At 30.1% G+C, this 14,359-nt stretch carries 11 protein-coding genes and 2 pseudogenes; 7 read left to right on the forward strand and 6 right to left on the reverse strand.

Going from position 1 to position 14,359, the window contains the following annotated elements:
* Window positions 1-952 (reverse strand): annotated as a pseudogene (locus tag KA468_RS08475) (gliding motility-associated C-terminal domain-containing protein); the annotation flags it as partial.
* Between the two features lie 126 nt (window positions 953-1,078).
* On the opposite strand from KA468_RS08475, the gene KA468_RS08480 reads away from it, so the two are divergent.
* The 5 genes from KA468_RS08480 to KA468_RS08500 are packed head-to-tail and all read left to right on the forward strand — an operon-like array spanning window position 1,079 to window position 6,438.
* Window positions 1,079-2,062, forward strand: a complete 984-nt coding sequence (locus KA468_RS08480; RefSeq protein ID WP_291242514.1) for a GNAT family N-acetyltransferase — start codon at window positions 1,079-1,081, stop codon at window positions 2,060-2,062.
* On the forward strand, window positions 2,059-3,138 hold the full coding sequence (locus tag KA468_RS08485) for a DegT/DnrJ/EryC1/StrS aminotransferase family protein (RefSeq protein ID WP_291242515.1): 1,080 nt from the start codon (window positions 2,059-2,061) through the stop codon (window positions 3,136-3,138). Before KA468_RS08480 ends, KA468_RS08485 begins: the two co-directional genes overlap by 4 nt.
* A 51-nt stretch (window positions 3,139-3,189) precedes the next feature.
* Complete coding sequence (locus KA468_RS08490; protein WP_291242516.1) at window positions 3,190-4,407, forward strand: O-antigen translocase; 1,218 nt, start codon at window positions 3,190-3,192, stop codon at window positions 4,405-4,407.
* Window positions 4,404-5,111 (forward strand): dolichyl-phosphate beta-glucosyltransferase, encoded by a 708-nt coding sequence (locus tag KA468_RS08495; RefSeq protein WP_291242517.1) that lies wholly within the window; start codon window positions 4,404-4,406, stop codon window positions 5,109-5,111. The genes KA468_RS08490 and KA468_RS08495 overlap by 4 nt, the downstream gene beginning before the upstream one ends.
* Window position 5,112: 1 nt before the next feature.
* The gene (locus KA468_RS08500; RefSeq protein ID WP_291242518.1) at window positions 5,113-6,438 is read left to right on the forward strand and encodes a hypothetical protein; all 1,326 of its coding nucleotides are present in this window, start codon (window positions 5,113-5,115) and stop codon (window positions 6,436-6,438) included.
* Here the strand turns inward: KA468_RS08500 and KA468_RS08505 are convergent.
* The 5 genes from KA468_RS08505 to KA468_RS08525 form a co-directional block, all read right to left on the reverse strand.
* Window positions 6,395-7,540, reverse strand: coding sequence for a glycosyltransferase (locus tag KA468_RS08505; RefSeq protein WP_291242519.1), 1,146 nt, complete (start codon window positions 7,538-7,540; stop codon window positions 6,395-6,397). The genes KA468_RS08500 and KA468_RS08505 overlap by 44 nt on opposite strands.
* An 89-nt stretch (window positions 7,541-7,629) precedes the next feature.
* Window positions 7,630-10,098: an endopeptidase La gene (gene lon / locus KA468_RS08510; protein ID WP_291242520.1), complete on the reverse strand. Its 2,469-nt coding sequence runs from the start codon at window positions 10,096-10,098 to the stop codon at window positions 7,630-7,632.
* A 186-nt stretch (window positions 10,099-10,284) separates the two neighbouring features.
* Entirely contained in the window at window positions 10,285-10,839 is a 555-nt protein-coding gene (locus KA468_RS08515) for a DUF6252 family protein (RefSeq protein ID WP_291242521.1), read from the reverse strand.
* A 42-nt stretch (window positions 10,840-10,881) separates the two neighbouring features.
* Window positions 10,882-12,174, reverse strand: coding sequence for an MFS transporter (locus KA468_RS08520; RefSeq protein WP_291242524.1), 1,293 nt, complete (start codon window positions 12,172-12,174; stop codon window positions 10,882-10,884).
* A gap of 57 nt (window positions 12,175-12,231) precedes the next feature.
* Window positions 12,232-13,047 carry a M48 family metallopeptidase gene (locus KA468_RS08525; protein ID WP_291242522.1) on the reverse strand — a complete coding sequence of 272 codons (816 nt, stop codon included), beginning with the start codon at window positions 13,045-13,047 and terminating at the stop codon, window positions 12,232-12,234.
* Window positions 13,048-13,144: 97 nt separating this feature from the next.
* Here KA468_RS08525 and KA468_RS08530 point away from each other — a divergent pair, with 97 nt between their 5' ends.
* Together KA468_RS08530 and KA468_RS08535 are read left to right on the forward strand one after the other, a co-directional pair.
* The gene (locus tag KA468_RS08530) at window positions 13,145-14,008 is read left to right on the forward strand and encodes an alpha/beta hydrolase (protein WP_291242523.1); all 864 of its coding nucleotides are present in this window, start codon (window positions 13,145-13,147) and stop codon (window positions 14,006-14,008) included.
* A gap of 55 nt (window positions 14,009-14,063) precedes the next feature.
* Window positions 14,064-14,359, forward strand: a pseudogene (locus KA468_RS08535) (transketolase); the annotation flags it as partial.

Consider the following 14,359-nt stretch of genomic DNA (forward strand, 5'->3'; position numbering starts at 1 on the left):
AATTGATTTGAAGTTGTCTTACATTACAACTTAAAGCTGGTGCTGGAAAGGTAATTCGAGCATCTGGTAACTGGCTGTTTAATTTTGTTACAATAGCATTAATCATTACATAATCTTGACCTGAAGTTAATTGAATTAACGCGGAAGTATCACCGATATTGATATTATTTTGGATGTTGTAAATATCCAAATCCATATTGTATAATTGATTGGAATTGGTAGTAGAATTCGTACCGTTAAAAGCATTATTGGCAGGGTTTAAAGGCGGATTGCTAATTATATTTCCATTGATTCGCAATGTTTCATTCACTTGAATTCCGGAATCGCCTTCCCAAGCTAAAAAACCAATTTTCGCATCCACATTATCAATTACGTTTAACGCATTAAGTGTAACATTTAGATTGTTTTGTAATTGCGATACCACTTGCAACCCATCGTAAATATTTAACTGATTTAAGGGTAATGATAGGTTTTTATATACAACTATTAGTGCCCAACCTGCAAAATTAGTGCTATTTTGCGCGTGAAGCGGGACGAAACTACTCACATCTAAATCTGAAAGAGTATAGGTGCCATTTCCGGTAGATTGTACTTGTGAGGTAACATTCGCAAATGCGCTAAAATAATTAAACGATTGACCTTGAGTTAATATATTTGAAAAAGTTCTGGTAGCAAGTACATCTGTACCATTTAATTTGACGTTAAAATCGCCAGTTCCACAGCCTGCCCAATATAAATAGGCGCTTTCAATAATGTCATTGGTGCCAAGTGCTAATGTGGCCGAAGATGTTGTTAAAACTGTCGGAGCGGTTTGAAATGAATTTTCAACAGGATTTAATGTGTTTCCCACAAAAGTAAAGTCGTATCTTCCATTAAATTGGCTAAATAAACCAATATTTTGAGAAAATGAAAATTGTAAGAAAAACATAAAAAACGCAAGTGATTTTTTCATCAATAGGTTTTAAAATTTAATATTTATGCTGAATAATTTTACCAAAGTAATAAATTTTACTAATTTCCCCAAAGATTTATGAAGCCAAATTGATATTTTTCATAATTAGAACACTCAAAATCAATAATGAATACGTTTAAAATAATAAAATATACTTCCGAATATTATAATTTATGGAATGACTTTGTAGCAGATGCAAAAAATGCTACATTTTTGTTTCATCGAGATTTTATGGAATACCATTCGGATAGATTTGAAGATTATTCGTTGCTTATTTTTGATGAAAAGGAAAACTTAAAAGCACTTTTTCCTGCAAATAGAATTGAAAACGAACTTTTTTCGCATAAAGGTTTAACTTATGGCGGACTAATTTTAGATGAAAAAAGCAAACTTTCTGAAATAATTCATTTAAACTATAATTTATTTCAATATTTATTTGAAGCCGGATTTAATAAAGTACAATTAAAAATAATTCCACCAATTTATAATTCCTTTCCATCGGACGAAATGGAGTACATTTCATTTTTATTACAAGCTAAGCTTATTCGAAGAGATGCTATAGCTATTTTGGAATTAGCAAATAAAATTGTGCCTTCACGTGTTCGTAAAAGAGGCATAGAAACAGGCGAAAAACAGCAATTAAAAATTGTAGAAGAAACTTCTTTTGATTTATTTTGGGAAAAACTATTAATTCCGAATTTATATACCAAATACAATTCAAAACCCATACATACTGTGGAAGAAATGACTTATTTAAAGTCTAAATTCCCTAAATTAATTAGACAATTTAATGTGTATTTTGAAAATGAAATTATAGGTGGCGTAACTGTCTTTATTACAAAAAACGTAATTCATCCTCAGTATATCTCAGGAAACAAAGCATTTAACACCAAACTAGGTGGTTTGGATTTTTTATACAATCATTTAATTCAAAACGTATTCTCAAATGATAAATATTTTGATTTTGGAATTTCTAATGAAAATAATGGATTACAACTGAGAGAAAGTTTACATTATTGGAAAGAATCTTTTGGAGCAAGAACAATTGTTCAAAATTTTTATGAAATTGAGACTAAAAATTACGTAAAATTAAATCAGGTGTTGATATGATAAAATTCCTCGATTTACATAAATTAAATAAGCCTTTTGAGGCTCAATTTTTAGCTAAAACCAAAGCGTTTTTAGATAACGGTTGGTATATTTTAGGTGATGAAGTAAAACAATTTGAAACAAGTTTTGCTTCCTTTTCTAAGGCAAAACATTGTATTGGTGTTGGAAATGGGTTAGATGCTTTAGTTTTAATTTTAAAAGCTCATATTCAACTAGGAAATTTACAAAAAGGTGATGAAGTGATAGTTCCTGCAAACACCTATATAGCTTCTGTTTTGGCAATTTTACAAGCCGATTTAATTCCTGTTTTAGTAGAGCCAAATATTGAAACGTTTAATATCGATCCCAATTTATTTGAAGAAAAAATCACTTCAAAAACAAAAGCTATTTTAGTGGTTCATTTATATGGACAATTGGCTGAAATGGATAAAATTAATGCTATTTGTGCGTCTCACAATTTACTTGTTATTGAAGATGCTGCTCAAGCGCACGGATTAACTTTTAATGGAAATCACACAAGAGCTTTTAGCTTTTATCCAGGAAAAAATTTAGGTGCTTTAGGCGATGGTGGTGCGATTACAACTAATGATGATGCATTAGCAGAAATTTTATTTTCTTTACGAAATTATGGTTCAAATAAGAAATACCATAACGATTTTATTGGAGTAAATTCTCGATTAGATGAATTGCAAGCCGCATTTTTAAACATAAAGTTGCCACATTTAAATACTGAAAACGAGGCACGAAAAAAAATAGCAAAACGTTATTTATCTGAAATAAAAAACAACAAAATTCAATTGCCAGTTTGCAATAATTTCAATGATCACGTTTTTCATCTATTTGTAATTCGTACAGAAAATAGAGATAAGTTGCAAGAATATTTATATAAAAACGGAATAGAAACGGTAATTCATTATCCAATTCCGCCTCACAAACAAAAAGCATTACAAGAATTTAATCATTTGAGTTTGCCAATTACTGAAAAAATTCATCAAGAAGTGCTGAGTTTGCCAATGAGTTCCGTGTTGTCAGATGAAGAAATTACGCATATTATTGCTACTTTAAATTCGTATTAATTGTCTGAAATTAAAAAAATAATACAACAACCTTTATTCAAAATTACTTCTTTGAATAGTATTCATATATTGTTGAAATTGATTTTTGGTTTCATTACTTCAAAAGCGTTAGCCCTTTTTGTTGGTGCAAACGGAATGGCTTATGTAGGAAATTTTAGAGCTTTTTTAAATGTATTGGAAAATTTTTCTTTACTTGGAATTCAGAATGCCGTTGTGAAATATGTCTCTGAATTTCAGAATGATAAATCTAAATTGAAATCGGTTTTAGCTACTTTTGGATTGTTACTTTTAACTTCTTCTATTGCAATTAGTTTGATTTTAATTTTTTGTGCTAATTATTTGTCAAAACAACTATTTAATCATACTGAATTGTATGGATTTTTATTTTATATTTTAGCTATTTTATTTCCATTATATGTTTTTTCAACGTTTTGTATTTCAGTAGTTAATGGCTTTCAAAAATACAAAAATGTAATATATATTCAGATTATTTCAAGTGCTATTGCGTTACTATTTTCGTTATTTCTAATCTATTATTATTCCACATTTGGCGCTTTAGTTTCTATAGTTTTAGCACCAGTTTTCGTGTTTTTTGTTTGCTTGTTTTATCTTAAAAATCTTATTTCAGTTTCCGATGTTTTTTCCTTTCAAAACTTCAATTTTTCAGTAGTAAAAAACTTATCTGAATATGTGTTGATGGCATTGGTTTCTGGCGTAATTGGTTCTTTTGTTTTGTTGAAAATTCGTACCGATATTGTTTCTATAACTGGATTGCAAAACGCAGGAATTTATGAAGGTTTACAGCGCATCTCGTCTTATTATTTGCTATTTGTTTCATCTATAATGGCGATATATTTTTATCCAAAATTAGCAGAAACGAATTCAAATAGTAAAGAGATTGTTTTACACTATTTAAAAACTATTATTCCACTTTTCACAATTGGTTTAGTAATTATTTATTTTTTGCGAGAATTAATTATTCAGGCTTTGTTTTCTTCGGAATTTGAATCGATGGAATCGTTGTTTTTATGGCAATTAATTGGCGATGTGTTAAAAGCTACTTCACTTATTTTTGGAACCCTACTAATAGCAAAGAAACAGACTAAAGTTTTTATAATTACAGAAATAATATCGTTGTGTATTATGTATTTTTCTTCAAATTGGATGTTGCATACTATTGGAATAAATGGAATTGTGCAAGCATATGCCTTTACTTATTTGATTTATTTAGTGGTTTTAGTTATTTACTTTAGAAAACAATTAAGATGAAAATAACGATAATAATTCCGTTTTATAACGAAGAAAAACGAATCGAAATTGAACGTTTTCATCAGATTTTTAATAACTATTTACAATATGATTTTATTTTAGTTGATGATGGAAGTACTGACGATACAAGTATTATTTTAAACGAATTCAAAAACAAATTTCCAAACTTAACCATTTTAAAATTAGATAAAAATGTTGGAAAAGCAGAAGCCATTCGTGCGGCTGTTTTATCTATTTCTAATGCCGATTTTATTGTGTATTACGATGCTGATTTGGCTACTCCTTTTTCAGAATTGGAAAAATTAATCCAGTTTTCTATATTACATCAAAACTACAAAATGGTTATGGGTGCAAGAATTAAATTAATTGGAAATCAAGTAAAAAGATCTTTAAAAAGGCATTATTTTGGTCGAATTTTCGCCACAATTGTGAGTCAATTTGTACTAAAAGTAGCGGTTTATGATACGCAATGTGGTGCTAAAGTTATTGATTTTGAAACAGCCAAGCCTATTTTTTCGAAACCTTTTATTTCAAAATGGTTATTTGATGTGGAAGTATTAAAACGATTGCAAAAGATTCATAATTTAAATGAAGTAGTAAAAGAAATTCCATTGGAAAATTGGACAGAAATAGGAAATTCGAAAATTAAAGTTATAGATTTTTTCAAAATTCCATTTGAACTTCTTAAAATTTATAGAACATAAAATGAAACAGCATTTTCTGAATAACAAATATATTTATTTGTTGATTTTTTTCCTTTTTACGGCAAAATTACTTTTCTATTTTGGATACAATTCTTTTTCTGAAGCTCCTGATAGTTGGGCGTTTAATCATTTTGTAACAGAATTGCTAAACGATAATTTTAACGATTATGTAGGGGAAAGAACGCCTGGTTATCCGTATTTGGTTTATTTGCTAAATCATGATAAAATGTTGGTGGTTTTAGTACAAATGCTAATGGGGATAATTACTGCCGTATTTTGGTTTAAAACAGTACTGAAATTAGAAATACCGGAAAAGATTTCGTTTTATTGCACGTTATTTTTTGCATTATACCTTCAGAATTTTTTCTTTGAAACGTTTATTTTAGCCGAAACATTTATGCTGCTTTTAAATTCGATTATTCTATATATTTTATTGAACAATTATTTCGAAAAAAAGCAAATTATTGTTGAAATTTGTATGAGTGTACTACTTACTATTTTAATTTTAGTAAAGCCATTTTTTCTTTTTTATCCGTTTTTAATTTATGCATTGTATCTAATAAAAAATCCTACTTTTAAAAAAGTAATTTCTGTCAAACTAATAATTTTTATTTTACCAGCTTACGCTTATTTTTCCTGGTGTAGTTTTGTAGAAGAAAAAACGGGTTACTTTGAACCTACAGCTTATTTTGGATTAAATTTAGCTCAAAACTGCTTGTTTTTTGCCGAAAAAGGTCCAAAAGAATATGATTTTATAGCAAAGCCTTACGTAAAATATAGAGAGGAAATGTTACAAAAAGGCGAAGATGCTTCTATGGCAGTTTGGAAAGTATGGGGCGGACAACATTTGGCTCCAAAATATACCAAATTTGCCGATGTAACACATCAATTTGCCGATTATGCAAAAGCCACAATTGCTTTAAATTTCGGTGATTATTTATATTATTCGATTACAAATTCTTGGTTTGATTTTTGGAAGGTTTTTGATATGAAGCCCTACATGAGTTTTAAAGAAAATACGTTAAATACATTCGTTACAGTTATCAATACTATTCAGATGGTAGTACTTTTAATTTTGAAATTTGTTTTCTTGATTTTAAGTTTTTACTATACATTTCTCTTTATTAAAAATAAGAAAGTAACTCAAGTAATGATTCTTTTAGCATTTATTCACGCAGCAGCTATTTTACAAGCACTTGTAGTTTATGGCACCAATGCAAAATACGCTTTCCCGTATGAATTTTTTATGGTAGTTGTGGTTGTTTTGTTTTTGAAGGAAAAACTTAATTGGTATTCCAAAGCGTCACATATTTCTCTGCTTGAGTAATGTAATGGTGCTCTTTTTGTATGAATTGAACGGCGTTTTTACCAATTCGATTAATTTCTGAAGGGTTTTCAATTAAATACGATAATTTTTCAACTAAATAATTTACATCGGGCAATGCATTTATTGCTACTTCATCTTCTTGTAAATGATAATGTATTAAAAATTCAGTTTCAGCACCCGTAAACACTACTTTTCCTTTTGCCATAGCTTCTAAGGCATTAAAACCTTGATCAAAACCATATACTTGGTCTAAAATAATATGTCCATTTTCAAAATGTTTTTGATATGCTGTGTAAGGTATATCTGTAGTGATTTTAACTTCAATCAAATTAGGATATTTTTCTTGAATAATTACTAACGCTTTTTGAAAAAAAGAAACACCTTTTGTGTAAGAATTTCCTGAATTTATCCCTAAGAAAATAGAAATTTTTCCAGAAATTGTAGCTTCACTACTTACAATGTTATTAATATTTATTGGATTTGCAATCATACCTAAATACTTTTCATTTCCAATTAGCGGTGCAACATAATCTAAATCAGACGCAATTACACCTGAACTATTTTTGTATAAAAAATTATGGATTTTTTGATGTGAATTTGTTAAAAAATCAAAATAGTAGTTATATTGTTTTTTAGCTTCAGAAATTCCTTCAAAGTAAGGATTCATTACAGAATATCTGTCTTTTTGTTGTAGCATATGTGATACGGTCATATAATCTATACCACAACTCATTAAGAATACTTTTTTATTTTGCTTGAAAATACGTTTCAATAAAAATAATTCTAACTTAGAAACAGTTTGAATTGGGCTTTCATTAATTAACTGAACGACATCAAAATTTTTCAGTTTTTTGGAAATCCACCAAAATCTAATTCCGTGTTCTAATAATGCCAAATCATATTTGAAAATTCTTGCCCAAATTTGTCTTGGAATATTGCCTAATTTCGATTTAAAAAAAGCCGCTCGAATACTTATATCTGCAGGATAGTTTTTAAAGCCATCGCCATTATTCACTAAAATAACTTCATGACCTAATGCCAAAAGTCCTTCTTTTAATGAATTGTGTAACCGACTAAATTCTCCTACAAGTAGTATTTTCATTGTTTTATTTTAATATTTCAAATATAAAGAAAAAACCTATATGTTTTATTTCATATAGGTTTTAGTCTGTTTTGTGAATATCCGAAAATCTAATTTACCTTTTTAATATCAAAAGTAATAGCATTTTTTACTTTTTCTTTCAAAATAGCAATATCAATTACTTCTTTCATCGTATCAACATAATGAAAAGTTAATCCCGTTAAATAATCGGCTTTAATTTCTTCAATATCACGTTTGTTTTCTTTACACAAAATTATTTCTTTAATATTAGCACGTTTCGCAGCTAATATTTTTTCTTTAATTCCGCCAACTGGTAACACTTTTCCACGTAAAGTAATTTCCCCAGTCATGGCAATATTTTTCTTAATTCTACATTGTGTAAAACTAGAAACCATTGAGGTTAACATCGCAATACCGGCACTTGGTCCGTCTTTTGGAGTAGCACCCTCTGGTACGTGAATGTGAATGTTATATTGGTTTAATATTTCAGGTTCAATATTCAATTGTTTGGCATTTGCTTTAATGTACTCTAACGCAATTGTAACCGATTCTTTCATAACAGTTCCTAAATTTCCTGTCATAGTCATCGCGCCTTTTCCTTTAGAAACTAACGATTCAATAAATAAAATATCACCGCCAACAGATGTCCAAGCTAAACCTGTAACTACACCAGCTGTATCGTTATTTTCATATTTATCACGTTCCATTCTTGGCGATTTTAGTACTTCAATAATATCAGCATCTGTTACTTTTATATTATAGTCTTCTTCCATAGCTACAGATTTTGCAGCATATCGAACCATTTGAGCAATCGTTTTATCTAAACCACGAACACCAGATTCACGTGTATAACCCGTCACGATTTTTTCTAATTGTTTTTTACCAATTTGTAAATCTTTTGTAGTTAATCCGTGTTCCTTTAATTGTTTGGGTAACAAGAAGTTTTTCGCAATTTCAATTTTTTCTTCAATGGTATAACCTGACATGTTTATGATTTCCATTCGGTCTCTTAACGCAGGTTGAATGGTTGATAAACTGTTTGATGTAGCTATAAACATAACTTTTGAAAGGTCGTAACCTAATTCTAAGAAATTATCATGGAAGTCGCTATTTTGTTCTGGATCTAAAACTTCTAATAGGGCAGAAGATGGATCTCCGTTATGACTTGAAGATAACTTGTCAATTTCATCTAAAACAAAAACGGGATTAGATGTTTTTGCTTTTTTTATAGATTGAATAATTCTACCTGGCATTGCTCCAATATAGGTTTTTCTATGTCCACGAATTTCTGCTTCGTCTCGTAAACCACCTAATGAAATTCGAACATATTCTCTTCCTAATGCCTCAGCAACCGATTTTCCAATTGATGTTTTACCCACACCCGGAGGTCCGTATAAGCATAAAATTGGCGATTTCATATCGTTGCGCAATTTCAAAACTGCTAAATGTTCAATAATTCGTTTTTTTACATCATCTAAACCAAAATGGTCTCGGTCTAAAATTTGTTGTGCTTTTTTAAGATCAAATTTATCTTTAGAAAATTCGTTCCAAGGCAATTCTAAAAATAAATCTAAATAATTTCGTTGTATTCCAAAATCTGGCGAATTTGGATTGGTTCTTTGTAATTTATAAATTTCTTTATCAAAATGTTCTGCGGTTTTTGCATCCCATTTTTTACTTTTTCCTTTGTTTCGCATTTCTTCAATTTCAGCATCGTGCGAAACGCCACCCAATTCTTCCTGAATGGTTTTCATTTGTTGCTGTAAGAAATATTCGCGTTGTTGTTGGTCTAAATCAAATCGAACTTTAGATTGAATGTCATTTTTTAACTCCAATTTCTGAAGTTCTAAATTCATATATCTTAAGGTTTCTAACGCACGTTCTTTTAAATCTACTATTCCTAATAAATATTGCTTATCCGAAACATTTAAATTCATATTTGAAGACACAAAATTGATTAAAAACGGATTACTTTCGATGTTTTTAATTGCAAAAGTGGCTTCAGAAGGAATGTTTGGACTTTCTTTTATAATTTCAATAGCTAAATCTTTTATAGATTCAATTATTGTAGAAAACTCTTCATCTTTTTTCTTTGGACGCACTTCATTTACTTCTTTAATAGTAGCTTTAAAATACGGATCTGTTTGAGTGAACTCGTCAATTTCGAAACGCTTTTTTCCTTGAAGTATAATGGTTGTATTTCCGTCAGGCATTTTTAATACACGCATAATACGGGCAACAGTTCCCACATGATGAATTTCATCTGAGGTAGGATCTTCGTCAGCTTCATTTTTTTGAGCTACTACACCAATAATTTTACCGGCAGCATTGGCATCGTTTATTAATTTTATCGATTTATCTCGTCCAGCCGTAATTGGAATAACCACACCAGGAAACAAAACGGTGTTTCTTAAGGGTAAAATAGGTAAATCTGCAGGTAATTTTTCATTATTCATTTCCTCCTCATCTTCCGGAGTCATTAATGGAATTAATTCTGCTTCTGAGTCTAATTCTTGAAGCGACAAATTGTCAATCGCTACTATTTTATGGTTTGGCATATCTATTTATAAGTCATTTTGTCATTAAAAATGGGACGTAAATTTACAACTATTTTTTTTAATCGACGTAAGTCTCAATAAAAACAATATGTACAGATTAATTTACATTTGTAGTAGTCAAGATGTATGCCATAAAAAAATCCCGTCTTGTTTTTATAACGAGACGGGATTTTTGTGTTTTATTTTTTATTGATATTGGAGAAAGAATTCTCCATTTGTGAAATTTTTTGAAACCGTCATTCCATCATTTTTGGCAACAAAAGAAAAAGTACCTTTAATGGTGTTGTTTGCAGTGTTAATTTGTGTGATATTTATGCTTCCAGAACTAACAGTAAAATCTGAATAAGCACTTGAATATCCAACATTGTTTAAAGTATAAACTGAAGTTGTTAAAGCCCATTCAAATGGATAATTTGCTACGGCAATTGGACCAGTTAAAGTGTTATTTACAGTTAAAGAAAGTGTTTCTGTTGTAGATGTTCCACCACAAAATATAGTAAATATACTATTATTTAAAAATACACCAGTTGCATTAATTCCAGTCCATTCTTTTTGTACACCATCAATTTTTGTTTTTACATAATATGTGTTGCCACCACCACCAGAATTACCACCACCAGAATTATTTCCTGTACCATTGTTTCCTAGTAGACTCGAATCAACCGGTTCGTTCTCGCAAGAAACAAAAGTTAGTGATGTAATAATTACAAAAATAGAAAGTAGGTTTTTAATTGTTTTCATGTTTTTTATGGTTGTTAGGTTTGATTTTTTCCAAAGATAAAATTATTTTTGAACTTTTAAAGTTCTAAAAAGTAAAACAACACCAATAGCAAAAAACAATACTAAAAATAAAATAGCATTTCGCATACTTCCTGAAATTTGGTTGATGCTTCCGTAAAGTAACATTCCAATTACAATTCCAATTTTTTCAGCTACGTCATAAAAACTAAAAAAAGAGGTGGTGTCATTTGTTTCGGGCATTAATTTAGAAAAAGTAGAGCGTGAAAGCGATTGTATTCCGCCCATAACTAAACCTACAATTCCAGCAACCAAGTAAAACTGAATGGGTTTTGTTACAAAAAAAGCACCAATACAAATGAATATCCAAACCGAATTAATGCCAATTAACGTTTTAATGTTTCCAAATTTTAATGCCAATTTTGAGGTTAAAATAGCTCCCAAAACCGCTACCAATTGAATCATTAATATACTAACAATTAAGCCTTGTCTTTTTTCATCAGCAGTACCCCAATTTATTTCTTGTTCTCCAAAATAAGTAGCTACAAGCATTACTGTTTGCACTGCCATACTATAGATGAAAAAGGCAATTAAAAAACGTTTTAAAGTAGCGTCTTTAAAAAATAATTTTTGAACTTTCTTTAGTTCGTCATATCCATTAAGGACTACTGAAAAAGTTAGCGGATGCTTATTTTTATTTCCTTTTGGTAAATAATAAAAAGTATATTGACTAAATGCAATCCACCAAATTCCAGTAAAAACAAATGATAATTTCATAGCTTGAATGGCTTCTTCATCTGTGCTTCCAATAATTAAATACAGACAAATAACAAGTAAAATAACACTTCCAACATATCCTAATGAAAAACCTTTAGCGCTTAATTTATCGTGTTGTTCTGTAAAAGCAATATCTGATAAATACGAATTATAGAATACTAAACTTCCCCAAAAACCAACCAATCCAAAATAGAAACAGCACATGCCAAATACGATATTTTCTTTGGTAAACCAATACAGTCCTATACATGATGCGGCACCTAAATAACAAAAAAACTGCATAAAACGTTTTTTGTTTCCTAAATAATCTGCAATTCCTGATAAAATTGGCGATAAAACGGCAACTGTTAAGAAAGCAAAAGCGGTAATGAAGAAAATCAGTGATGTAGCTTTAATGGATGTTCCGAATATATCAATATTTGGATTTTCTTTCGTGAATAAAAACCCAAAATATAATGGAAAAATAGAAGATGATATTACCAACGAATATACAGAGTTTGCCCAATCATAAAATGCCCAAGCATTCATTACTTTGTTATTTCCTTTTTCTAGTTGTTGCATCATATATAAAATAAAAATCCCGATAAATATCGGGACTAATATAAGATAATATTTTTACTATTTAAAAGTAACGCCAAATTTAGCGGCTTCTGCTTTAGCTTGAGGAAGTAATGCGGTTAATTCATCAATTCTTGTTTGGTTACTTGGGTGTGTACTTAAAAATTCTGGCGGCGCTTTTCCTTCAGATTGCGCCGACATCCTTTCCCACACTTTAACTGCATTAATGGGATCGTATCCTGCAATAGCCATAAGTGTTAAACCTATCATATCGGCTTCGCTTTCATGAGCTCTGCTAAACGGCAACATACCACCAACAGTAGATGCAGCACCATAAGCCTGCATGGCTTCATTTTGATATTTTGGTGCATATTTTTCAGCAGCTAATGCGGCTCCAACGGCTCCAACTTGCTGAATTAAACCTGCACTCATTCTTTGTTGCCCGTGATTGGCTAATGCATGTGCAACTTCGTGTCCCATTACAGCTGCTATTCCAGCATCGTCTTTACATACTGGTAAAATCCCTGTGTAAAATACAATTTTTCCACCAGGCATACACCAAGCATTTACTTCTTTGCTATCAACTAAATTGTATTCCCATTTGTAATCGTTTAAATAATCTGATTTTCCGTTAGCGGTTAAAAAGCGTTCTGAAGCAGTTTTTATTTTCATACCAATTGTTTCGATACGTTTGGCATCAGAAGTTCCTTTAACTACTTTGTTTTCAGATAAAAATTGATCGTATTGTTGAAAAGCAGATGGAAAAATTTGACTGTTTGGAACAAAAGCCATTGTGCTTTTTCCTGTGAACGGATTTTTTGCACAAGAAACTACAAGAATTCCTGTTACGATAAGTGATTTTAGAAGTATTTTCATGATGTAAAATTTGGTCTAACAAAGTTATTCTATTTTTTGTTTAATTCAAAAATCATACCATACTATAATTGATTACTTTTGCATAAAAACATGACAGATGCCAAATAAAAAATCTTCAACCACAACTCAAGTTCCAAAATTCATAGTTTTAATCGGGCGGTTTTTATATCGAATTTCTCCAAATTTAGCTGAGAAATTTGCTCGAAAATTATTTATTACGCCCATAAAACATAAAATTCCGAAAAGAGAGTTTCAAATGGAAGCTACTTCGCAACAAACCAAATTATTTGTTCCAACAATTAATAAAGAAATTGTGGTCTATGCTTATGGAAATTCGAGTAAAAAAATACTTTTGGTTCATGGCTGGTCGGGCAGAGGTACTCAATTGGTAAAAATTGCCGATGCCTTATTAGAAAACGGGTATTCTATAATTAGCTTTGATGCACCTGCCCACGGAAAATCAGGTACAAAAACTACATTAATGCTCGAGTTTATCGAATCGATTTTAGAGGTTGAAAAACACTATGGTCCTTATGAATTTGCTGTAGGACATTCTTTAGGAGGTATGTCTATTTTAAATGCAGTTAAAAAAGGCTTGCAAATAAAAAAAGCGGTAGTAATTGGCAGTGGAAATAGCGTCATTAATATTGTGAATACATTTATTGAAAAAATTGGTTTACCAAATGATGTAGCTATTTTAATGAAAAATAATTTTGAGAAAAAATACCATTTTGAAATGGAAAGTTTTTCGGCATACGTAGCAGCTAAAGATGTGAAAATTCCAGTTTTAGTTATTCATGACACTGATGATGAAGATATACCGGTTTCAGAAGCCTATCATTTAGCGGAACACCTTTCTGATAAAGAATTACTAATTACAAATCAATTAGGACATAGAAAAATATTAGGTGATTCAAAAGTGATTCAAAAAATTGTTGAATTCTTATTGATAAAAAAATAAAATCTCATTAGTATAAACAGATTATTAAATTTATTTTTGCAAAAAACTTTTTACAATGACACAACAAATTTCTAATTTAGAACAATTTACACAACAAGTTCGAAGAGATATTCTGAGAATGGTTCATGCAGTTAATTCAGGTCATCCAGGTGGTTCTTTAGGCTGTGCAGAGTTCTTGGTAACCCTGTATCAAAACGTAATGAAAAGAAACGAAGGATTTGATATGAATGGCGTTAATGAAGATCTTTTCTTTTTATCAAACGGACACATTTCTCCAGTATTTTATAGTGTTTTAGCTCGAAGCGGTTATTTTTCAGTATCTGAATTGGCTACTTTCCGAAAATTAAATAC

Origin of the sequence: Flavobacterium sp., from assembly GCF_017985075.1 — a bacterium.
GTDB lineage: Bacteria > Bacteroidota > Bacteroidia > Flavobacteriales > Flavobacteriaceae > Flavobacterium.